Below are 20086 nucleotides of genomic sequence, written 5' to 3' on the forward strand. Positions count from 1 at the left end.
GTTCAAGCCCCCCGGCTATCCACGTTATTGCGATGCCGGCCGTTCAACGCCTAGGTTTGCATCGGTTGCACGTATGTGAATCTTTTCACAGTTGGTCCATGTTCCAGCCAGCATTGACGCCATGTTCATTTGGCCAGTCGGAAATTGGCGACGAGGATCTCGTTCGCGGCCTTGTCGGTGAACGGTATCCAGCGCACACGCTGTTCTGAAAAATCGGGATGCCGGGTGGTGAAAATGGTCATCTCGCGCCGCGCCTGTTCCGGCCGGCCGCTTCGCATCAGCGCGCCGATCTTCAGGAACCTGGAATAGAAATAGCCGGGAGACAGGTTGAGCGAGCGGTCAGCGGCAGCGATCGCCGCCGGCCAGTTCTCGACCAAACAATAGGCCGCCGTCAGTTCCCCCAGATTGTGGAAGCGGTAGAGGTCGAACGGGCTCAATCGCTCGGTATCGAGAAAGAACGGTATCGCGGTCGCGGCATTGCCGAGCAGCAGCTGGGCGCTGCCCATGGCCGAGCGCGCGAAGGCAAAGCTCGGATTGATGTGGATCGCTTCCTCGAGATGGTCGACGGCCGACCGCGGTTCGCCGCGCATGATGTCGACGGCGCCGAGATGGGCGTGCGGGCGCGCATCCAGGCTGTCCACCAGCAACGCCTTGCGGGCAAACTGCTCGACCTTGTTCAAATCGTCGCTGTCGCCAAAACGCAGCCATGCCCGCCAGAAATACCACCACGCCAGTTCGTTGAGCACGGCGCTCGAGTTGGCGTCCTCGCGGTAGGCCTTCTGGAAGAACTCGAGTGCGGTTTCGGTGTCGCCGCGGGTGCGCCGGTTCATGTGCCAGCGGCCCCGTCGCACCAGTTGCCAGGTCTCCAGGCTTTCCCAGGGAACCTGGAAGGTGCGTGCCTGTTCCGCCCGGTCGACCTCCTTGTCGAGGATCGAAACGATCTCAGCGCCGATCTGGTCGCGCAGGTTGAAGATGTCGACCAGATCGCGATCGAAGCGCTGCGACCACACCAGCCGCCCGTTGGACGCGTCGGCCAGCGAGGTGTTGAGGCGGATCTGGCCACCATTGCGCATCAGCGTGCCGCTGACGATGTAGCGCGCGCCGAGCGCGTTGCCGATCACCCGCGTGCCCAGCGTGTCGTCGCGGAACTGGAAGCTGGAGCCCTTGGCGATGACCGAGAGCCATCTGGTGTTGGATAGACCATAGATGATGTCCTCGGCGATGCCGTCGGCCATGTAGCCGATGTCATGCTCGCCGCCATCGGCGTGGAAGGGCAGGACGGCGATCGCCGGCGGCCCCTTGGACGACAGCTTCTGCTGCGCATTGGCCTGGGGAATGGCCGCGAACGACGCCGCCGGCGAGGATCCGTTGCCGCTGCGGCCGGCGATCAGAACGCGCACCGGCAAGGCGATGTTCTTCAGCATGAATTCGCCGAGATCGGTGAAATCGGCCGCCGTCTTGTCCTTCACATGGTGCCAGGTCGTCTCCGAAACGGCGAGACCGTTGCCCGGCGCGAATTCCTGGATTCTCGCCGCGATGTTGACGTCGTCGCCGTAGAGGCGGCCACCACGCACGATGACGTCGCCGGTATTGATGCCGGCGCGAAACGGCATGCGCATATCGTCGGCAACCTCGGCGTTGAGGGCGACGATGCGGCCCTGGAAATCAAAGGCTGCGCGCAACGCCTCGATCGGATTGCCGAACTCGGCCATGATGCTGTCGCCGGCGTCGCCGAACGTGCGGCCGCCAAATGTGCCACAGCTGTCGGCGATGATGTCGCGCCGTTCCTCGAATGCCGCGACAGCAGACTCGTCGTCGATGCCCATCAGCCTCGAGAACCCGACGGCATCGATAGAAATGATTGTCGCCAGCTGACGGGTGTAGTTCCGTACAGCCATGTTCGAGCCCCCGCTCCCTTTCTGGTTCTGGTCCAGCACAGGCGACGACCCGTTCCTGAAACACTTCGCCGCGCGCTGAGAGATGAAGATTCCGGCGGGGTTGGCGCGCCATGCCACCCCGCCAGGACCAGAAGTCTAGCAGGGTCTTTGGCAAAGCTCTACCACCATCGGGTTGTCCAGCGCGGGCCGTGGCAGCACTCATGGTTGGCCGGCCGTTGGCGCAAATATGGGCGTGCCGTCGCTCTGATCGCCGCGATCCAGGGCTTCACGGAACCGCCGCGACGTCAGCTATCGGAACAAACTGTGCTGCCTGCGAGTTTCCGGTGCGGTTCAGCCAACGTGAAATGAGGGTAATCATGCGAAATCTTGTTCTGGCGACCGGTGTCGTCGTTGTTCTGGCCGGCTCGACGGCCTTTGCCGCGGATGACAGCCCGCTGCCGCCGACGAATGCCCAGAAACTGTCGGCAATCATCGCCAAGGTCGAGCAGCGCGACGGCTTTCGCTATGTGAAGGAGGTCGACTGGGACAAGGACGGCTACACCGTGACCTATTACACCGCCGACAAGGCGAAAGTCGAAATCACCTTCGATCCCGTGACCGCCGAACCGAAATAGCGCCGATACCGCACCGCTTCGGCAATTCCGTCCGCCGCGTTTTTTGCCTACGATGGTGGCAGTTGTCGGACAACGGGGCGACCATGCTTTCTTCCAATCGAATTGCCAACTCGCTTGCGCTTGTCGTTGCACTGGCTGGCGCGGCGGTCTGCCTTGGTCCAGCGCGTGCCGACGGGCCATCCTTCGACTGCCGCAAAGCCAGCCTGCCGGTGGAAAAGGCGATCTGTGCCGACCCGCAACTGTCGGCAATTGATGCCTGGTGGCCGAGGCCTTTACGGGTTTCGAGCCAGCCTTTGGCGGCGACAAGCGCAAGATCGCCCGTGCGCTCATCGACGACAGGAACGCCTGTGGGCAGGATGCCGCCTGCATCGTCAGCGCCCAGAACAATGCGCTGCAGACCTACGGCAATGCGCCGTCCTGGGTGCAGGATTACAACATCGCCCTGATCGGCAAGAAGGCGCTCGACACCGCGGCCCGCCATCCGGGCAGCCCCGACCAGCCCCTGCCCTCGTCGATCGGCCAATGCGCCTTGACCCACATCACCGCGCTGACGACGCGGCTCGGCGACGACCCGCTGGAAACCGCCGGCCCTGAAGCCGGCAGCCTGGCGCGGTTCAGCAATGGCGGCGCCGGGGTTTCCTACGAGCGGGAGCCTGGCCTTGCCAGTTCGAAAGCCGGCGATCCTGTCGTCATGTGCCTGATTTCGATCCCGAGGGATTGTCCGCAGGGCGACGAGCGCGGGCGGGTCTATTACGGCGTCGACCTCACGATAAAAGGCACATGGGTTTTGCCGGATTCACAACATCTATGCGGCGGCGCCTGAAGATTTGCCGCAAAGCACTGCTGGATGCACTCTTGCGCCGGTCCGCCTTTGATGGCTGAGTGCGCGTAACAGTTGCAGGGCACGGGGGTGCATGGCCATGGTTAAGCATGTTTTGAAGCGCATCCTGATGATGCTTGCCGGCTATTTCGTTTCGGTGCTGATCGGATTGTTCGCGGTCGTGGCGATATATTGCGCACTCGCCGTATTGCCCAACGCGCCGGACTATTTCGGCGCCATGCAATTTTCGCCCATTGTCGTGCTGCTGTGGCCGCCGCTCGGCATGGTCGTCTATTTCCTGACGATCGTGCTGACCGGCCTGCAGACGCTGATCTTCGCGCTGCTCGCCGAATTCTTTGCCCTGCGCAATTTCCTGGTGCACATGCTGTTTGGCGCCGCTGCCGCTGCAGCCGGCTTTTTCCTGGTCTGGCCGGCCGCGGAAGAGGATGCCGGACGCTGGGCCGATATCGGCATCATCGCCGCCGCCGGCCTCGTAGCCGGTCTGGTCTATTGGCTGATCGCGGGCCGCGACGCCGGCTTCCGGCGTCCGCTCATCCAGCGCTGATCGCAGGAAACGGGCGACCGTCCATCGGCCAAAAATCTAATTAAACCAGAGAGATAAAGTGAGTTCCTCGTTCGTTGAACGAGGAACTCCGCTGGTTCAGCTCGTCGGCGAGCGCACCGCTTCAGTCGCGTCCAGCGCCTGCATCAGCCGCGTGTCGCGGTCGTAGACGTCGTTGAAATATTCGACTTTGCCGGACAGGTCCGGCCAGGCAGTGAAGTAGGAGACATAGACGGGAATCGTGCGTGTCACGTCTTCGCTGGCATGGCCGTGCTTGAGCTTTTCGGCGATGTCGTCGACCGAGACGCCGAGCACCGCCGCTGCCATCCCACGCGGATCCTGAAGGCGAATACAGCCGTGGCTGAGCGCCCGCATATCGCGCTGGAAGAAGGATTTTTGCGGCGTGTCGTGCATGTAGATGGCGTGCTTGTTGGGGAACAGGATCTTCAGTTCGCCCAGCGCATTGGCTTCGCTCGGCTGCTGGCGCACGCTGTAGGGAATGTTGGCGCCGTAGGCGCCCCAATTGACCGAGGAAGAGGGAACCCGCCTGCCGCGCGAATCGGTCACCTCGTAGCCGGCACGGTCGAGATAGCCCGGATCGCCACGCAGCCTTGGCAGCATCTCGTTGACGATGATCGACTGCGGCACGCCCCAATAGGGATGGAAATCGACCTGCTTGATCTCCTTGAAGAAGAAGGCGGTCTGGTTGGTGGTCCGGCCGATGACGACGCGGGTCTTCAGCTTCTCCTCGCCATTGTCGATATAGCTGGCGGTGAAGGCGGGCTGGTTGATGAAGACCCGCGGGCTGCCGAGATCGGACGGCATCCAGCGCAATTCTTCCAGCGCGACCTGCACCTTCTGCAGCCTGTCGGCCTTGGACGTGCCGGCGAGCGAGGCGACGGTGCGCGGGCCGATGACCCCATCGCCCTTCATGCCGGCCTTCACCTGCACGGCCTTGATGATCGGAACCAGTTCGGGAACATAGACATCGCTGGTGCCGAGACGAGACAGGATCTCGCCATAGGCGCCGCCCATCTCGTCGTCGAGATTGCGCGCGATCAGCGTCAGCAGCTTCGGCAGTTCGGCGCTGGTCTCGCCGGGCTTCAGCAACAGCTTGGGATCGACGACGATTTCGTTTTCGGCGCTCGCCTGCAGCGATTCAAGTTCGACGCGCAGCGCCTGATATTCCGCGTTCTGCGGGTGCCGCGATTCGAGGTAGGTGCGCACTTCCTGGGTGTGGGCCAGCGTCTTGAGCGCGCCTTCCACGTCGACCGGCTTCGGCGGAAATTCATAGTAGCCGGTGATGCGATTGGGATCGACGCGCCCGCTCTGGGCGTCACGGGCATAGCGCAGTACGCGCGCCGACAGCGCCATCTCGAAGCGGACGAGTTCCTTCAGATGGGCGTCGGCATCGACTGCCGATGCGTTGGCTGCCGGCACCTCGACCGTGTAGTCGGCCGACGTGAGACCATAGCTTGCGGCTTCGCCAAGCACCCGCACCGCATCCTGGGCGCGGGCATTGGGATTGCCCTCGTTCACCCAGATGAAATCAGGATTGGCAGAGTAATAGGCAATCAGTGCCTTGGCGATATCGGGCTCGGCATAGAGTTCATAGTCGCTGAGGCCTGCAACGGCTTCGCGGAAGGCGGTGCTGGTCGCCGACGGAACAAAGGCGGCGTCTTCAGCTGTTGCCACCTGGGGAGGTGCTGCCACCAATGCGGTAAAGTCGACGCGCACCAGCCGGTCGGCCTTGTAGGTGTAGTAGGACGGGCTGCCGATCCTGGTGCCGCCACCGCCCGACACGGCGGGCTTCGGCTTGCGCTTCGGCGGCGGCGGGAATTCGCCTTGCGGCCTGTGCTTGACGCCACCGCCGAACAGCATGTCGAACAGGCCTTGCGCGCTTGCCTGCGGCACACCGAAGGCCAGTGCTGCCGCCACTGCAAGCGGCATCACGGTGGCTTTATTTCCGAGGAATCTCATTAATCACCCGCTCCGGCTGCAAGCCGGCTCCCGTTCCGCGCCGCTAGACGATCTTGCCAACCGCATGGCGGATGTAAGGCGCTACTATACCGATTCATACCGATTTCGTTAAGCTTCCATAAATTTCCGCGGGCCTGTTGCAGAACGGTTTCACAACATCGTGACGTCTGGAGCGGCGTTGCCGCCCCAGACCGGTCAAAGCGGCTGCTGCTTCAGGCGTTGGCGCCACCGTCGATGGTGAGCGCGGCGCCGGTGACGAAGCGCCCTTCCGGACCGGCGAGCCAGGCAACCATGCCGGCGATCTCGTCAGCCTTGCCGAAGCGGGGCGTCGCCATCTTCCGCCGCTGGTGTTCGGCATGTGGGGCTTGGGCCGGGTTCATGTCGGTGTCGGTCGAACCGGGATGAACGACATTGGCGGTGATTCCGCGCGGACCGAGGTCTCGCGCCAGCGCCTTGGTCAGGCCGACGAGCGCTGCCTTGCTGGTCGAATAGGCGCTGAGGCTGGTGTCGGTGACGCGCTCGGCCAGATTGCTGCCGATCGAAATGATGCGGCCTCCCTCGCCCATGTGAGCCGCGGCCGCCTTAGAGGCCACGAACGGCGCTCTCAGATTGACCTCAATGGTTTCGTCGAAGTCGGCCAGCGACATTTGTTCGATGGGCGCCGCGCGCCAGATGCCGGCGCTGTTGACCAGGATGTCGAGCCGGCCGAAGGCATTCACCGCCTCGATGACCGAATTTTCGATGGCGGCAGCGTCGCGATTGTCGGCTTGGATGGCGATCGCGCGACCACCTGCCGCTATAATCTCGGCGACGACAGCTTGGGCCGGCGCCGCGCTGTTGACGTAGGTGATGGCGACGTCGGCGCCATCGGCCGCAAGCCGTTTTGCTATCGCAGCACCTATGCCGCGGCTGCCGCCGGTGACCAGTGCTGCCTTGCCGTTCAATCCGTTCGCTGACATGTCATTCTCCGTTATGTAACGATCGATACATAAATATCTGGCAACCTTGCCTGGCGACGTCAAGTGAATTATGTATCGATCAACACAGAAAAGATCGTCATGCCGGAAAGAGGCCGTCCCCGCACCTTCGATCGAACCGCCGCCTTGCGGCAGGCGATGGAGCTGTTCTGGGCCAAAGGCTATGAGGGCACCTCGATCGCCGACCTGACCGCGGCGATGGGGATCAGCTCGCCCAGCCTCTATGCCGCCTTCGGCAGCAAGGAGGCGCTGTTTCTGGAAGCGACCGAGTATTACACCCGCAACGAAGGCACCGAGATCTGGAGCGCGCTGGACGAAGCGCCGACGGCATGCCAGGCGATCGAGAATTTCCTGCGCCAGACGGCAAAAGCGTACTCTCAGGACGACCGCCCGCAGGGCTGTCTCATCGCGCTGGGCGCACTGCACCAGGATTCAAGCAGCGGCGCGATCTGCGATGATTTGCGCCGCCGCCGCGCCGAAAACCACACCCTCTTGCTGAGACGGCTGGAACGCGGTGTGGCGGAAGGCGAATTGCCGGCGGGCTTCGACAGCAACGCGGCGGCGACCTTCTATGCGACGGTCCAGCACGGCATGTCGATCCAGGCCCGCGACGGCGCCTCGTGCGAAGCGCTGATGGCCACAGTGGCCGGAGCGATGGCGGCGTGGCAGGGGCTGGTCGGAACAGCGTGACAAAGCGCGGAGCTTGTGCTGGAAATCCAGTCGGCGGCGAATGCGCCGGGAGGGATCATCCGTGAAAAAAGGGTATCGCGAGTTGCTCGACGAGGCCAATGCCGAGATCGAGGTGGTCTCGCCCGAGGAAGCGGCCGGGCTGCTCGACGACGAGGACACCATCTTCGTCGACCTGCGCGATCCACGCGAGATCGAGCGGGACGGCCAGATCCCCGGCGCCAAACATGTCACTCGCGGCATGCTGGAATTCTGGATCGATCCCGAAAGCCCTTACCACAAGCCGTTCTTTGCCTCGGGCAAAAGCTTCGTCTTCTTTTGCGCCGGCGGCTGGCGCTCGGCGCTGGCCGCCAAGACGGCGCAGGATATGGGGCTGTCGCCGGTCAAGCACATCCTTGGCGGCTATACCGCCTGGAAGGCGGCCGGATTGCCCGTCGAGCCGGGCGGCAAGAAGAACGGTTAGCTCACCGCTCCGGCGTTGTCGGAGTCGACAATACACCCATTGGAATCAATGCAGTATCGGCTCGCGCTCGTTTTTGACAAAAGTCACAGCGCGTTCGACAACACCTTTGTCGGCGAGAATGCGACGGTGGCCGAGCCCATCGGCCCAGTGCAGCCGCACATGGCTGCCGGCGCCGGCATAACGTGTGGCATGATCGGCGGGGACTTCGCGGTCGTCCGGCGCGTGGATGACCAGCGTCGGCACCGGCGCCTCAGCCAACTGGCGGTCGCCGGTGAATTCATGCAGCGGCCGGCCCGACAGCCTTTTCACCTGATCGGCCATGGAAACCTGCGAACGCGGACCGACATTGAGCATGCGGCTGAAGTCGGCGAAGATCGCCGGCAGGGAACTTGGCGCGGCGACCAGCACCAGCCGCTCGGCCGCCACTGGGTGGATACCCTTGATCGAACCGGCAATGGCATTGGCGGCGACGGCGCCACCGAAGGAATGGCCGACGATCGCCTTGAACGGACCGAACCATTCGCCGGCGACCCTGACCGCCTCGACCGCATTGACCATATTGAGATGACGGCCCAGCGACTGGCCATGGCCCGGCAGGTCGAGCGAGGCGACCCGGTAGCCCGCATCGCGAAAGCCTTCGATCAGCGCCCGCATATATTCCGTGCGCGAACGCCAGCCATGGACCACCAGCACCGTGCCGGCGGACGCCCTGCCCGGCTCGGGCCGGAATTCGTGCACCATGACGCAGCCGGCCTTGGTCGTCAGCCGATGATGGCGCGCCTCGGCCATGAAGCCGGCGGCGCGGTCGACCGCACGCCGCTCGCCGTCGCTGAGCGCCTTCACGCTCGGCGTGCGGCAGAACAGTTCGAAGGCCGCGCGCCCGCTCAGACGCGGCGCCACAAGCTCGGCCGCGCCGAACACGCCCCGGATGACCTTCAGTCCAAATGATGCCATAGTGGCGATCCATCCATTCCGTTCAAGCATGAACATAATAGTTCAAACATGAACATTAAACAAGAGCTGCCCTGGGACAACCCGCGCTTTCGCAACTGGGTCGCGGTGGCGCGCGCCTGCCATGTGCTGGAGCGTGCGCTGGCGGTAAAGCTGGCGCCGCTGGATCTCAAGCCGGCGCAGCTCGACGTGCTGATGAACCTCTATCGCCATCCCGGCATGTCGCAGCACGATCTCGCCCGCAAGCTGCTGGTCGGCCGCTCCAACATCACCATGCTGTTGCCGCAGCTCGAGGCGCGCGGCCTGCTGCGCCGCGAAGGCGATGAGAAGGACAAGCGCGTGCTGCGGCTGACGCTTACCGAGGCCGGCACGGAGCTTTTGATGAAGGCGCTGAAGGTGCATATGGCGCTGATCGAAAAGGCGATGAGCCAGTCGACAGCGGAACAGTGCGATATGATCGGCGAACAGATGCGCAAGATCTATGACGTGCTGAAGGATACCTGAGCCGTTCGATCCACGCGCCTCCCACCTCACCACATCGTCTTCTTCGCCCGCTCCGGCCATTCCTTGTCGTAAGTACCGGCATCGATATTCTTGCGGCTGGTGACTTCCAGGATTGTTCCGGGTGTCGGCAGCGATTTCGGGTCGACGTGCTTTGCCGGGTTCCACAGCTCCGAGCGAACGATGGCGCGGGCGCACTGGAAATAGACCGAATCGACATCGACCACGGTGACCGAGCGCGCCGGCTTGCCTTCGACGGCGAAGGAGGCGCAAAGCGCGGCGTCGGTGGTGATGCGGGCGCGGCCGTTGACGCGCAGCGTCGTGCCCGAACCCGGCACAAGAAACAGCAGCGCGACGCGAGGATCGCGGATGATGTTCTTAAGCGAATCGGCGCGGTTGTTGCCGCGCCTGTCCGGCATCATCAGCGTTTTCGGGTCATGCATGCGCACAAAGCCGGCGAGATCGCCGCGCGGCGAACAGTCCAGCCCTTCCGGCCCGCTCGTCGCCAGGGCGACAAAAGGCGAGGCTTCGATGAAGGCGGCATATTCGGGAATGACGTGGTCGAGTTCCTTGACCGTCGACGCTTCGCCGGGCAGGCCGTAGAGGGCTTCGAGCTGTTCGACCGTGGTGATGTCAGACATTTTCCCGTCTCCGAACCGTTGCCAGCGTTACCCCCAGTCAATGACGTTTTGCCGACAGTGCCGAACTAGCGGTCGCGGCTCAGTCCCTTCTCCTGGAGCTCGGCGAGATAGGCATTCCAGCGCGCGTCCTTTTCGTGGCCAAGCGTGTGCAGGTAATTCCAGGTGAAGATGCCGGTGTCGTGGAAATCGTCGAAGGTGATGCGCACGGCGTAGTTGCCGACCGGCTCGATCTTCAGGATAGCAACGTTACGCTTGCCGGGAACCGTCACCCGCTGGTCCGGCGAATGGCCCTGCACCTCGGCCGAGGGTGAAGCGACGCGCAGCAGTTCGGCCGGCAGTTCGAACGGCCGATGATCGGGAAAGGTGACGGACAGCAGTTTTCTGTCCTTCGAGACCCTGAGTTCCTTCGGCGCCGTCATTGTTCTGCATCCCGCATCAATCCGCCCTTCCCTACGCTGCTTCGCGCGAGCGGAAAAGGCCATTTGGACCCGGCCGACATCGGATGTCGGCCAGGGAATGTCACCAAAGATCGAGAGCGGCTATCTTGAATGGCGGGTTGGATCGTATCACATAGCCGTATATAACGGCACCACTCGCAGCATTGGAAACGCTTGAACGCATGGACATGATCGATCCCTTCGGTCGCACGATCAGCTACTTGCGCGTGTCGGTCACCGACCGCTGCGATTTCCGCTGCACCTATTGCATGGCCGAGGACATGGCGTTCCTGCCCAAGAAGGACCTGCTGTCACTCGAGGAACTCGACCGGCTCTGCACCGTCTTCATCGAAAAGGGCGTGCGCAAACTGCGCCTCACCGGCGGCGAGCCGCTGGTGCGCAAGAACATCATGCATCTGGTGCGCCAGTTGTCGCGGCACTTGAAGAGCGGCGCGCTGGAAGAGTTGACGCTGACCACCAATGGCTCGCAGCTGTCGCGCTTTGCCGCTGAGCTTGCCGATTGCGGTGTCGAGCGCATCAATGTCTCGCTCGACACGCTCGATGCCGACAAGTTCCACGCCATCACCCGCTGGGGCCATCTCGGCAAGGTCATGCAAGGCATCGATGCCGCGCAGGCGGCGGGGCTGAAGGTGAAGCTCAACGCCGTTGCGCTGAAGGACTTCAACGACGCCGAACTGCCGGAGATGATGCGCTGGGCACATGGCCGCGGCATGGACTTGACCGTCATCGAAACCATGCCGATGGGCGAGATCGACGCCGACCGCACCGACCAGTATCTGCCGCTGTCGCTGCTGCGCGCTTCGCTCGAGCGCCAGTTCACGCTGAGCGACATCCCCTACAAGACCGGCGGTCCGGCCCGCTACGTCCATGTCGCAGAGACCGGCGGCAGGCTGGGCTTCATCACGCCGATGACGCATAATTTCTGCGAAAGCTGCAACCGCGTGCGGCTGACCTGCACCGGCACGCTCTATATGTGCCTGGGCCAGGAGGATGCCGCCGACCTGCGCGCGCCGTTGCGTACCTCGGAAGGCAACGAACTGGTCGCTGCTGCCATCGACGAAGCGATCGGCCGCAAGCCGAAGGGCCATGATTTCATCATCGACCGCCGCACGAGCCGCCCCTCGGTATCGAGGCATATGAGCGTCACCGGCGGCTGATTTTTCCGCGATTTGGTGCAAGGAGTGTCTCCATAGAGCAGTTCACCGTTTCACGGCGAACCGCTCTATGTCTTTGTTTTTTGCGCAATTCCGGACGGAAAACCGATCACACTTTTCCTGGAATTGCTCTAGTTCACTGGAGACATCGAATGAAGCGTCTTTCCATTGGATTGGCAGTTGCACTGATCGCGGCAGGCAGCGCCAATGCAGCGCCGTTCACCTACACCAATGCGCGCTTCGGCACGGTCTGCACCTTTCCGGACGACATCTTCACCGATCGCCAGCCCGAGCCGTACAATGGCGACGGACAGCAATGGCTCAGCGCCGACGGCGCCAGCCTGATCTGCTCCGGTATTTTCAACGTCAGTGACGACACCCCAAAGAGCTTCGTCGCCGAGGAGAAGGCAATCAAGGAAGCGGGCTACCAGATCAGCTACAGCAAGACCGGCAAGAACTGGGCGGTGCTGTCGGGACTGAAGGATGGCAAGATCTTTTACGAACGGCGCCTGTTCGGCAAGGACGGCGTCATCCGCACCGTGCGGATCGACTATCCGCCGGCCGTTAAAGCGAAATACGATCCGCTGGTCGGCGCCATTGCCGGCAGCCTCAAAGGACTGTGAGCTTTTCGGACACACACCAGAAAAAGTCTCATGGGCATATAGCTGGCGGATTTACCGCAAGCGCGTTCGAGCCTAGATTCCTTGATATAGCGGCTCGTCGCTCGGTTTGGGGGAATACGACATGCGCACATTCTTACTTTCTCTTGCAATGCTTGGGTTTGCCGCCGCGCCGGCAGCAGCACAGTCCATCGGCGGCAGCTACACCGTCGCGGGCACCAATTTCGACGGCTCGAAATATGGCGGCGAAGCCACCATCACGCTGACCAGCGAGACCACCTGTACCATCCATTGGGAGACGGGCGGATCATCGTCGGACGGCATCTGCATGCGCAACGACGATGCCTTCTCCGCCGGCTATGTCATGGGCAAGGAAATCGGTCTCGTCGTCTATAAGGTAGAAGATGACGGCTCGCTGCACGGCCTGTGGACCATCGCCGGCAAGAACGGCAGCGGCACCGAGGTGCTGACCCCGAAATGAGCCTGCCGGTCATCCGGCCAGCCCTCTCAGGGAATTTCTATGGGCCACGGGTGAAAATCCGTGGCCTATTTCTTTGACGTTGCTGTCTTGCCGCCGGCTGCTACAGGCTTGGGCGGTTCACCGTTTCGCCGAAACGTCGAACCGCTTTATTCTTTGTTTTCACGCAATTCCGGACGGAAAACCGTTTCACACTTTTCCTGGAATTGCTCTTGCAAAACCGGTAACGCCCTTGCCTCTTTCCCCAAACATTCGCGGCGCGCTGTGCATGATGGTGGCCATGATCGGCTTCACCCTCAACGACGCCATTACCAAGTTCTCGTCGGAATCGATGAACATGGCGCAAGTCATGCTGGTGCGCGGCGCCTTTGCGTCGCTGCTCGTCGGCCTGCTCGCCTGGCAGCAAGGCGCGCTCGCACGGCCGGGCTCGATGCTGCAGCCGCTGGTGGCGCTTCGCGTGATCGCCGAGGCCGGCGCCACCGTCGCCTTCCTTGTCGCATTGGCGCATCTGCCGATCGCCAATGTCTCCGCGGTGCTGCAGGCGCTGCCGCTGGCGGTGACGATGGGGGCGGCACTCGTATTCAGCGAAGCGGTCGGCTGGCGGCGCTGGCTGGCGATCGCGGTCGGCTTTGGGGGCGTGCTGATCATCGTGCGGCCAGGCTTCGAAGGCTTCAGCATCTATTCGCTGTACGCACTCGTCAGCGTCGCCTGTTGCGCAGTACGTGACCTCGCCACCAAGCGCATCCCGAGGGCTATCCCGACCTTGCTGGTGTCGACGGCAACGGCAATCGCCATGACCATCGTTGGCGCCGTGCTGCTGTCGCCGATGGGCGGCTGGACGCCGATGTCCGGCAAAGGCACGGCACTTTTGGCATTGGCGGCGGTGCTGGTGCTGATCGGCTACCAGTTCATCATCATGGCAATGCGGGCCGGCGACATCTCCTTCATTGCGCCATTCCGCTACACCGCCCTCTTTTGGTCGATGCTGCTTGGCCTCATCATCTTCGGCGATGTCCCCGACCTGCCGATGATCGTTGGCTCCGCCATCATCATCGGCTCCGGCCTCTACGCGCTCTATCGCGAACGGGTCGTCGGCCGGCAGAAGCCGGCGGCCGAAAGCGCTGGACCCGACATGGCGCCGGACGGCATATAGGTTGGCCATGAGCCAAGACATTGCAGGAATTATCCTGGCCGGAGGCCTGTCACGGCGCATGGGCGGCGGCGACAAGACTTTGCTAGCGCTTGGCGAGCGTCCGCTTCTCGACCATGTCGTTGCCCGCCTGGCGCCGCAGGTCGGATCGCTGGCGCTCAGCGCCAATAGTGACCCGGCGCGCTTCGCCGCGGCCGGTCTTCCGGTTCTCGCCGATGCGGTGGAAGGCTATGCCGGACCGCTGGCCGGAATTCTCACCGGCCTCGAATGGGCGGCAGCGAATACCGCTTTCAAGGCATTGGCGACGGCCGCCGGCGACACGCCGTTTCTGCCGGTGGACCTGGTCGAGAGGCTGGCTGCGGCTGTTGACGAGCGACCAGGCTCGATTGCGGTTGCCAGTTCCGGCGGCCGGCAGCATCCGACCTTCGCGCTGTGGCCGCTTGGGCTGCGTGAGGCCTTGCGTCATTTCCTGATCGACGAGGACAACAGGCGCGTCTCCGCCTTCATCGAGCGGCACGACTGTGTCGAAGTGGAATTTCCGTTGCTGACCCACGGCAGTGACGAGATCGACCCGTTCTTCAACATCAACACACCGCACGACCTTGCGGTGGCCGAGCGTCTGTTGCAGAGCATCGGCCCATGAACATCTTCGGCATCACCGGCTGGAAGAATTCCGGCAAGACCACACTGACCGAGAAGCTGGTCACAGAGCTCGTCCGGCGCGGCTGGACGGTGTCGACGGTCAAACACGCCCATCATGAGTTCGACATCGACAAGCCTGGCGCCGACAGCTTTCGTCACCGCCAGGCGGGCGCCACCGAAGTCGCGGTGGTGTCGGGCAAACGCTGGGCGCTGATGCATGAATTGCGCGGTGAGGACGAGCCGACGCTGGAGACGGTCCTGTCGCGGTTGGCCCCGTGCGACATCGTGCTGGTCGAAGGCTACAAGCGCGAGGCGCACAAAAAGATCGAGACCCGGCGGCGGGAGGCCAAGGACCGCTCGCCGCTGTCGGCGAACGACGGACATATCGTGGCGATTGCCGCCGACTTCGCGGTTACCGGCGAAAGCCTGCCTGTGTTCGATCTTGACGACACGGGAGGGATAGCCGACTTCATCGAGCGCATGACCGGCCTCAAACCTTGAGGCCCCTGCCCTCGCCCGGGTCAGCCGCCCTCTTCAGCCGTTGCATTGTCTAAGCGCGTCGCGCCTGAACGGCCTCATGCGACGCTTCAGGTTGTTTTATTTATGCATGTCGTCGTCCCAAAACCGCTGCGCACTTTTGGGCGACATGCATTAACCCGGCGTCGGCATTGGCTGGACCCGCAAATCCCGCAAGCAACGGTTTTGCAGTTGCTTTTCTCCCGAAAACAGTGGGAGTATCGCGCCAGCGGGCGGTCAAAAGCACCGCCCCACAGAGCCGTTCCGGAACGACGGCCGGGAGCCATAAAGAGAGGACTATCATGCGTATTGCACTGCGTATCGCGCTCGCCGCATCGGCTGCGCTGCTGACGCTCGGCGTCGCCCAGGCTCAGGAAACGACCCTGAGAATCGGCACCGAAGGCGCCTACCCCCCATTCAACAACCTGACCTCCGACGGCCAGCTCGTGGGCTTCGACATCGACATCGCCAAGGCGCTCTGCGACGAGATGAAGGTCAAGTGCACCTTCGTCGCCCAGGATTGGGACGGCATCATTCCGGCCCTGCAGGCCGGCAAGTTCGACGCCATCGTCGCCTCGATGTCGATCACGCCGGAGCGCGCCGAGAAGGTCGACTTCACCCACAAATACTACAACACGCCGTCGGCGATCGCGGTACCCAAGGATTCGACCCTCAAGGGCGTGACCAAGGAAGACCTGGCCGGCAAGACCATCGGCGTCGCAACCACCACGACGCATTTCAATTATGCCTCGAAAACCTATACGGACAGCACGGTCAAGGGCTATCCGAGCAGCCCCGAAGAGCAGGCCGATCTCGCCAATGGCCGTCTCGACGCGATCGAGGACGATATCGTCGTGTTGCAACAGTTCCTGGATTCGCCTGATGGCGCCTGCTGCAAGATTCTCGGCCAGCCTTCGCCGCAGCCGGTCGATATCTTTGGACCGGGCGCCGGCATCGCCGTGCGCAAGGGCGAGACGGATCTGGTCAACAAGTTGAACAGCGCCATCGACGCAATCCGCGCCAACGGAAAGTACAAGGAAATCAACGACAAGTACTTCAAGTTCGACGTCTTCGGCGCCGAGTCCTGATCGTCTGAACAAGGCGGCAGGGGAAGTTTCCTCCTGCCGCCTTGGCCTGACAGAAGTGGAGACAAGACCCGTCAATGCCAAGCCAGAACATATGGATACTTCTCACTTGGGGACCCGATGGCTGGATTGACGATATTGCCTATGGCGCACTGGTCACCATTGCGCTCGCGCTGGCGACACTGCCGATCGGCCTGACGATCGGCTTTTTCGTCGCCTGGGCGAAACAATCCGAAGAGCCATCGCTTCGCGTGGCTGCCAACATCTACACCACGGTGTTTCGCGGACTGCCGGAACTGGTGACGCTTTTCCTGTTCTTCTTCGGCATGCCGATCCTCTTGCAGTATGTCATCCGTCTGTTCAGGCCGGAAGCGACGGTCGATGTCGACAGCTTCCTCGCCGGCATGATCGTGCTGTCGCTGATCTTTTCGTCCTATTCCAGCGAAGTCTTCCTTTCGGCCTTTCGCGCCATTCCGAAGGGCCAGTATGAGGGCGGCTATGCGATCGGGCTGTCGAAATGGCAGACGATGCGCAAGGTGATCCTGCCGCAGCTGCTGCGCATCGCCTTCCCCGGCCTTGAGAATTGCTGGCTGAGCCTGCTCAAGGACACGGCCCTGGTGTCGGTCGTCAACCTGGCTGAAACCTTGCGCAACGCCGGCGTCGCGGCCCGTGTCACCAAACATTCCTTCCTGTTCTACAGCGTCGCGGCGATGGTGTTCCTTATCCTTGCCATCCTGTCGTCGATCGCCACCGGCTTCATCCTGCGTTCGCTCGGGAGGAGGGAGGCACGATGAGCGTCGTGACGCGCGCCGCCGTCGACATCGAGAAGCCACCACCACGGGCGCGAGGCTGGCCGCGGGCCCGTATCGTCGGCTACGCGCTGGTCGGCTTCTGGATCCTGTTCGGCATCGGCATCGCCGTCTATCTGGTTTACGCTTGGAATGGCGAATTCTTCGCCAGATACGCGCCGGCCTATCTGCAGGGCTTGGGAACCACGCTTGCGCTGGTGGCCATCTCGATGGTGCTCGGCGCGCTTTTTTCGCTGCCCGTCACCTATGCCCGCATGTCGAAGAACCGCTATCTGTCCGTCCTGGCCTATTGCTACGTCTACTTCTTCCGCGGCACGCCGCTGCTGGTCCAGGTCTATCTCGTCTATTACGGCCTGGGCTCGTTCCGGGTGCAGCTCGAATCCGTCGGACTGTGGTGGTTCTTCCGCGACGCCTTCAATTGCGGTGTGTTCGCCTTCGCGCTCAACACCGCCGCCTACCAGGCCGAGATCCTGCGCGGCGCCATAGAAAGTGTTCCGAGGGGCCAATGGGAGGGCGCTGCTTCGCTCGGCCTGCACAAATTGCAGACGCTGCGCAAGGTCATCCTGCCGCAGGCGTTTATCGTCGCGCTCCGGCCCTACGGCAATGAACTCGTCCTGATGATCAAGGCCTCCGCCATCGTTGCCATCATCACAGTCTATGATTTGATGGGCAACGCGAAGCTGGCCTACGCCAAGTCCTTCGACTTCCAGGCCTATGTCTGGGTCGCCATCGTCTATCTGGTGATGGTCGAGATCCTGCGCCACGGCGTCGAATGGATCGAGCGACGGATCACCATTCATCTGATCCGCTGAGCGTTCGGCTGTACCAGTCGATCGGCTCATGCGCGTCTTGACGAATGGCGCGTAGAGCCTAGAGCTGTCCAAGACAATTCCGTTCCGTCTGAAGGGCAAACCCATGGCATCTGTGGCATTTCTCGGTCTTGGCGTGATGGGCTATCCCATGGCCGGGCACCTCAGGAACAAAGGCGGCCACGACGTCACCGTCTACAACCGCACCGCGGCGAAGGCGGAACAATGGGTGGCCCAGCATGGCGGCAAGCTTGCTTTGACGCCGGCGGACGCCGCAGAGGGCCAGGATTTCGTCTTCTCCTGCGTCGGCAATGACGACGATCTGCGCTCGGTGACGACCGGGGCCGATGGCGCCTTCGCCGCGATGAAAAAAGGCTCCGTCTTCATCGACAACACCACCGCTTCGGCCGAAGTGGCGCGCGAACTGGCCGACGCCGCTGAAAAGGCCGGCTTTTCCTTTCTCGATGCCCCGGTCTCCGGCGGCCAGGCGGGCGCTGAAAACGGCGTGCTGACGGTGATGGTCGGCGGCGAGCAGGCTGCCTTCGACAAGGCCAGGCCGGTCATCGACGCCTTTGCCCGCATGGTCGGGCTGATGGGTCCGTCGGGCGCCGGCCAGCTCACGAAGATGATCAATCAGATCACCATTGCCGGGCTGGTTCAGGGACTGGCCGAAGGCATCCACTTCGGCAAGAAGGCCGGGCTCGACATCGAGAAGGTCATCGAGGTGATTTCCAAGGGCGCTGCCGGGTCCTGGCAGATGGAGAACCGACACAAGACGATGAATGCCGGCAAATACGATTTCGGCTTTGCCGTCGACTGGATGCGCAAGGATCTCGGCATCTGCCTCGATGAAGCCGACCGCAATGGCGCGCGACTGCCGGTGACCGCCCTTGTCGACCAGTTCTACAAGGATGTGCAAGCGATGGGCGGCAAGCGCTGGGATACGTCGTCCCTGCTGGCGCGACTGGAGAAGTAGGCGTTCGCAATGGCCGAGCTTTCGCCCCAATCGAGCGCCGATGAGATCGTCGCCCATTTGCGCTCGATCGGCTCGGAAGACAATCGCCGCGGCATGCGGCGCTACGGCATCAAGATCGAACGCGCGCTCGGCATCTCGCATGGCATGCAGCGGCAGATCGCCAAAAAGATCAAGCGCAACCACGAGCGTGCTTTCGAGCTTTGGCAGACCGGCATCATGGAGGCGCAGTTCATCGCTTCCGTCACGGCCGACCCGAAGCGCTTCTCAGCCGCGGATGCACGACAATGGGCCGCGTCCTTCGATTCCTGGGACATCGTCGACGGCGTCTCCGATCTCTTCGTCGACACGGACGCCTGGAAGGAGCTGATTGAAGAGTTCGCGGCGGACGAGCGCGAGTTCGTTCGACGCACGGCCTTCGCCATGATGGCGTGGTCCGTCGTGCACCGGAAGCAGGAGCCGGTGGCGACTTTCCTCGGCTTCCTGCCGATCATCGAAGCGCATGCCACCGACAGCCGCAATTTCGTGAAGAAGGCGGTAAACTGGGCGCTTCGTTCGATCGGCAAGCGATCGTTGGAGATGCACGGCGCTGCCCTTGCCGTGGCCGAACGACTGGCCCAGTCGGCCGACAAGACGGCGCGCTGGATTGGCAAGGACGCCGTACGGGAACTCACCAATGCCAAGATCATCGAGCGGATCGCCGCCAGAAAAGGCTGACCTAGCCAACGTCCGGTTCACCGAGGTGACGCGGCAGACGCGCGCCGATTTCGAAGGCCTCTTCGAAGCGCAAGGCGGTCCGAAGTATTGCTGGTGCATGGCCTGGCGGCCCCTGCCCGGCCGCCGCGAGGATGTTCAGCACGCCGAGTTGAAACGGGCCATGATGGCGCTTGTCGAGGCCGGCACGCCGGTCGGAATCTTGGCCCAGATTGACGGCAAGACCGTCGGCTGGTGCTCGGTCGCGCCGCGCCAGACATATCGGAAGCTGACGTCGCAACAGGACGATGACGAGACCGGCATCTGGTCGATCGTCTGCTTCTATGTGCCAAGCGCGCTGCGCGGCGGCGGGCTGGCGGCAGCGCTGCTTGACGCTGCCATAGATCACGCCTTTGCCAAGGGCGCTGGCGTGATCGAGGCCTACCCGGTCGGCGAGGCATCGCCGAGCTACCGTTTCATGGGGTTTCGCGACATGTTCATCGCTCGCGGGTTCCATGAGGTCGGCATGGCCGGCTCTCGCAGACATGTGATGCGGCTCGAGCGTTGATGCGATCGGCCGCGGCGTCTTTACTCCTGCACAAAGG

At 62.7% G+C, this 20086-nt stretch carries 24 protein-coding genes; 18 read left to right on the forward strand and 6 right to left on the reverse strand.

Annotated elements, in window-relative coordinates:
- Positions 1-125: 125 nt before the first annotated feature.
- A complete protein-coding gene (locus NKI31_RS14395) occupies positions 126-1898 on the reverse strand; it encodes an adenylate/guanylate cyclase domain-containing protein (protein ID WP_023726586.1) in 1773 nt (590 codons plus the stop codon).
- A gap of 356 nt (positions 1899-2254) precedes the next feature.
- Between NKI31_RS14395 and NKI31_RS14400 the strand changes: the two genes are divergently transcribed.
- From NKI31_RS14400 to NKI31_RS14410, 3 genes are all read left to right on the forward strand, one after another.
- Positions 2255-2512 (forward strand): PepSY domain-containing protein, encoded by a 258-nt coding sequence (locus NKI31_RS14400; RefSeq protein ID WP_023726587.1) that lies wholly within the window; start codon positions 2255-2257, stop codon positions 2510-2512.
- Between the two features lie 259 nt (positions 2513-2771).
- Complete coding sequence (locus NKI31_RS14405; RefSeq protein ID WP_245270796.1) at positions 2772-3335, forward strand: hypothetical protein; 564 nt, start codon at positions 2772-2774, stop codon at positions 3333-3335.
- Between the two features lie 91 nt (positions 3336-3426).
- Positions 3427-3897 carry a hypothetical protein gene (locus NKI31_RS14410; protein WP_023668992.1) on the forward strand — a complete coding sequence of 157 codons (471 nt, stop codon included), beginning with the start codon at positions 3427-3429 and terminating at the stop codon, positions 3895-3897.
- Between the two features lie 96 nt (positions 3898-3993).
- On the opposite strand, the gene NKI31_RS14415 is transcribed toward NKI31_RS14410, so the two are convergent.
- Entirely contained in the window at positions 3994-5874 is a 1881-nt protein-coding gene (locus NKI31_RS14415; protein ID WP_352651891.1) for a L,D-transpeptidase family protein, read from the reverse strand.
- Positions 5875-6086: 212 nt separating this feature from the next.
- Positions 6087-6833 (reverse strand): 3-oxoacyl-ACP reductase family protein, encoded by a 747-nt coding sequence (locus NKI31_RS14420; protein WP_023682503.1) that lies wholly within the window; start codon positions 6831-6833, stop codon positions 6087-6089.
- A gap of 99 nt (positions 6834-6932) precedes the next feature.
- On the opposite strand from NKI31_RS14420, the gene NKI31_RS14425 reads away from it, so the two are divergent.
- Positions 6933-7541, forward strand: a complete 609-nt coding sequence (locus NKI31_RS14425; protein WP_023710494.1) for a TetR/AcrR family transcriptional regulator — start codon at positions 6933-6935, stop codon at positions 7539-7541.
- A gap of 61 nt (positions 7542-7602) precedes the next feature.
- Entirely contained in the window at positions 7603-8001 is a 399-nt protein-coding gene (locus NKI31_RS14430; protein ID WP_023730568.1) for a rhodanese-like domain-containing protein, read from the forward strand.
- A gap of 45 nt (positions 8002-8046) precedes the next feature.
- On the opposite strand, the gene NKI31_RS14435 is transcribed toward NKI31_RS14430, so the two are convergent.
- On the reverse strand, positions 8047-8955 hold the full coding sequence (locus NKI31_RS14435) for an alpha/beta hydrolase (RefSeq protein ID WP_027050911.1): 909 nt from the start codon (positions 8953-8955) through the stop codon (positions 8047-8049).
- A 48-nt stretch (positions 8956-9003) separates the two neighbouring features.
- On the opposite strand from NKI31_RS14435, the gene NKI31_RS14440 reads away from it, so the two are divergent.
- Positions 9004-9456 carry a MarR family winged helix-turn-helix transcriptional regulator gene (locus NKI31_RS14440; protein ID WP_023668997.1) on the forward strand — a complete coding sequence of 151 codons (453 nt, stop codon included), beginning with the start codon at positions 9004-9006 and terminating at the stop codon, positions 9454-9456.
- Between the two features lie 26 nt (positions 9457-9482).
- On the opposite strand, the gene NKI31_RS14445 is transcribed toward NKI31_RS14440, so the two are convergent.
- Complete coding sequence (locus NKI31_RS14445; protein WP_023820733.1) at positions 9483-10094, reverse strand: pyridoxamine 5'-phosphate oxidase family protein; 612 nt, start codon at positions 10092-10094, stop codon at positions 9483-9485.
- A gap of 65 nt (positions 10095-10159) precedes the next feature.
- Positions 10160-10513 carry a gamma-butyrobetaine hydroxylase family protein gene (locus NKI31_RS14450; protein WP_023668999.1) on the reverse strand — a complete coding sequence of 118 codons (354 nt, stop codon included), beginning with the start codon at positions 10511-10513 and terminating at the stop codon, positions 10160-10162.
- 200 nt (positions 10514-10713) lie between these two features.
- On the opposite strand from NKI31_RS14450, the gene moaA reads away from it, so the two are divergent.
- The 12 genes from moaA to NKI31_RS14510 all read left to right on the forward strand — a co-directional run bounded on the left by moaA (position 10714) and on the right by NKI31_RS14510 (position 20049).
- Positions 10714-11709 carry a GTP 3',8-cyclase MoaA gene (gene moaA, locus NKI31_RS14455; RefSeq protein WP_352651893.1) on the forward strand — a complete coding sequence of 332 codons (996 nt, stop codon included), beginning with the start codon at positions 10714-10716 and terminating at the stop codon, positions 11707-11709.
- A 149-nt stretch (positions 11710-11858) separates the two neighbouring features.
- On the forward strand, positions 11859-12329 hold the full coding sequence (locus NKI31_RS14460) for a hypothetical protein (protein WP_023669001.1): 471 nt from the start codon (positions 11859-11861) through the stop codon (positions 12327-12329).
- Between the two features lie 121 nt (positions 12330-12450).
- A complete protein-coding gene (locus NKI31_RS14465; RefSeq protein WP_023669002.1) occupies positions 12451-12807 on the forward strand; it encodes a hypothetical protein in 357 nt (118 codons plus the stop codon).
- Positions 12808-13036: 229 nt separating this feature from the next.
- Positions 13037-13957: a DMT family transporter gene (locus NKI31_RS14470; RefSeq protein WP_023714208.1), complete on the forward strand. Its 921-nt coding sequence runs from the start codon at positions 13037-13039 to the stop codon at positions 13955-13957.
- Between the two features lie 7 nt (positions 13958-13964).
- Complete coding sequence (gene mobA / locus NKI31_RS14475) at positions 13965-14597, forward strand: molybdenum cofactor guanylyltransferase MobA (protein WP_352651895.1); 633 nt, start codon at positions 13965-13967, stop codon at positions 14595-14597.
- Positions 14594-15097, forward strand: a complete 504-nt coding sequence (gene mobB, locus NKI31_RS14480; protein WP_023690740.1) for a molybdopterin-guanine dinucleotide biosynthesis protein B — start codon at positions 14594-14596, stop codon at positions 15095-15097. Before mobA ends, mobB begins: the two co-directional genes overlap by 4 nt.
- A gap of 317 nt (positions 15098-15414) precedes the next feature.
- Entirely contained in the window at positions 15415-16200 is a 786-nt protein-coding gene (locus NKI31_RS14485) for an ABC transporter substrate-binding protein (RefSeq protein WP_023688509.1), read from the forward strand.
- 74 nt (positions 16201-16274) lie between these two features.
- Complete coding sequence (locus tag NKI31_RS14490) at positions 16275-16991, forward strand: ABC transporter permease (protein WP_023669007.1); 717 nt, start codon at positions 16275-16277, stop codon at positions 16989-16991.
- Positions 16988-17818, forward strand: a complete 831-nt coding sequence (locus NKI31_RS14495) for an ABC transporter permease (RefSeq protein ID WP_023688511.1) — start codon at positions 16988-16990, stop codon at positions 17816-17818. Before NKI31_RS14490 ends, NKI31_RS14495 begins: the two co-directional genes overlap by 4 nt.
- A 103-nt stretch (positions 17819-17921) precedes the next feature.
- Positions 17922-18791 (forward strand): NAD(P)-dependent oxidoreductase, encoded by an 870-nt coding sequence (locus NKI31_RS14500; RefSeq protein WP_023690739.1) that lies wholly within the window; start codon positions 17922-17924, stop codon positions 18789-18791.
- Between the two features lie 9 nt (positions 18792-18800).
- Complete coding sequence (locus tag NKI31_RS14505; RefSeq protein WP_352651897.1) at positions 18801-19505, forward strand: DNA alkylation repair protein; 705 nt, start codon at positions 18801-18803, stop codon at positions 19503-19505.
- Complete coding sequence (locus NKI31_RS14510; RefSeq protein WP_352651898.1) at positions 19465-20049, forward strand: GNAT family N-acetyltransferase; 585 nt, start codon at positions 19465-19467, stop codon at positions 20047-20049. Before NKI31_RS14505 ends, NKI31_RS14510 begins: the two co-directional genes overlap by 41 nt.
- The last annotated feature ends 37 nt before the right edge of the window (positions 20050-20086 follow it).

The sequence above is a fragment of the Mesorhizobium sp. M0659 genome, from assembly GCF_040320605.1.
Lineage (GTDB): Bacteria > Pseudomonadota > Alphaproteobacteria > Rhizobiales > Rhizobiaceae > Mesorhizobium.

Bases quoted from the DNA above. Each gene is read 5' to 3' on its own strand.
- NKI31_RS14395 (WP_023726586.1), bottom strand. From the start codon at position 1,898: ATGGCTGTACGGAACTACACCCGTCAGCTGGCGACAATCATTTCTATC.
- NKI31_RS14400 (WP_023726587.1), top strand. From the start codon at position 2,255: ATGCGAAATCTTGTTCTGGCGACCGGTGTCGTCGTTGTTCTGGCCGGC.
- NKI31_RS14410 (WP_023668992.1), top strand. From the start codon at position 3,427: ATGGCCATGGTTAAGCATGTTTTGAAGCGCATCCTGATGATGCTTGCC.
- NKI31_RS14415 (WP_352651891.1), bottom strand. From the start codon at position 5,874: ATGAGATTCCTCGGAAATAAAGCCACCGTGATGCCGCTTGCAGTGGCG.
- NKI31_RS14420 (WP_023682503.1), bottom strand. From the start codon at position 6,833: ATGTCAGCGAACGGATTGAACGGCAAGGCAGCACTGGTCACCGGCGGC.
- NKI31_RS14425 (WP_023710494.1), top strand. From the start codon at position 6,933: ATGCCGGAAAGAGGCCGTCCCCGCACCTTCGATCGAACCGCCGCCTTG.
- NKI31_RS14435 (WP_027050911.1), bottom strand. From the start codon at position 8,955: ATGGCATCATTTGGACTGAAGGTCATCCGGGGCGTGTTCGGCGCGGCC.
- NKI31_RS14440 (WP_023668997.1), top strand. From the start codon at position 9,004: ATGAACATTAAACAAGAGCTGCCCTGGGACAACCCGCGCTTTCGCAAC.
- NKI31_RS14445 (WP_023820733.1), bottom strand. From the start codon at position 10,094: ATGTCTGACATCACCACGGTCGAACAGCTCGAAGCCCTCTACGGCCTG.
- NKI31_RS14450 (WP_023668999.1), bottom strand. From the start codon at position 10,513: ATGACGGCGCCGAAGGAACTCAGGGTCTCGAAGGACAGAAAACTGCTG.
- moaA (WP_352651893.1), top strand. From the start codon at position 10,714: ATGGACATGATCGATCCCTTCGGTCGCACGATCAGCTACTTGCGCGTG.
- NKI31_RS14460 (WP_023669001.1), top strand. From the start codon at position 11,859: ATGAAGCGTCTTTCCATTGGATTGGCAGTTGCACTGATCGCGGCAGGC.
- NKI31_RS14465 (WP_023669002.1), top strand. From the start codon at position 12,451: ATGCGCACATTCTTACTTTCTCTTGCAATGCTTGGGTTTGCCGCCGCG.
- mobA (WP_352651895.1), top strand. From the start codon at position 13,965: ATGAGCCAAGACATTGCAGGAATTATCCTGGCCGGAGGCCTGTCACGG.
- mobB (WP_023690740.1), top strand. From the start codon at position 14,594: ATGAACATCTTCGGCATCACCGGCTGGAAGAATTCCGGCAAGACCACA.
- NKI31_RS14485 (WP_023688509.1), top strand. From the start codon at position 15,415: ATGCGTATTGCACTGCGTATCGCGCTCGCCGCATCGGCTGCGCTGCTG.
- NKI31_RS14490 (WP_023669007.1), top strand. From the start codon at position 16,275: ATGCCAAGCCAGAACATATGGATACTTCTCACTTGGGGACCCGATGGC.
- NKI31_RS14495 (WP_023688511.1), top strand. From the start codon at position 16,988: ATGAGCGTCGTGACGCGCGCCGCCGTCGACATCGAGAAGCCACCACCA.
- NKI31_RS14500 (WP_023690739.1), top strand. From the start codon at position 17,922: ATGGCATCTGTGGCATTTCTCGGTCTTGGCGTGATGGGCTATCCCATG.
- NKI31_RS14505 (WP_352651897.1), top strand. From the start codon at position 18,801: ATGGCCGAGCTTTCGCCCCAATCGAGCGCCGATGAGATCGTCGCCCAT.
- NKI31_RS14510 (WP_352651898.1), top strand. From the start codon at position 19,465: ATGCCAAGATCATCGAGCGGATCGCCGCCAGAAAAGGCTGACCTAGCC.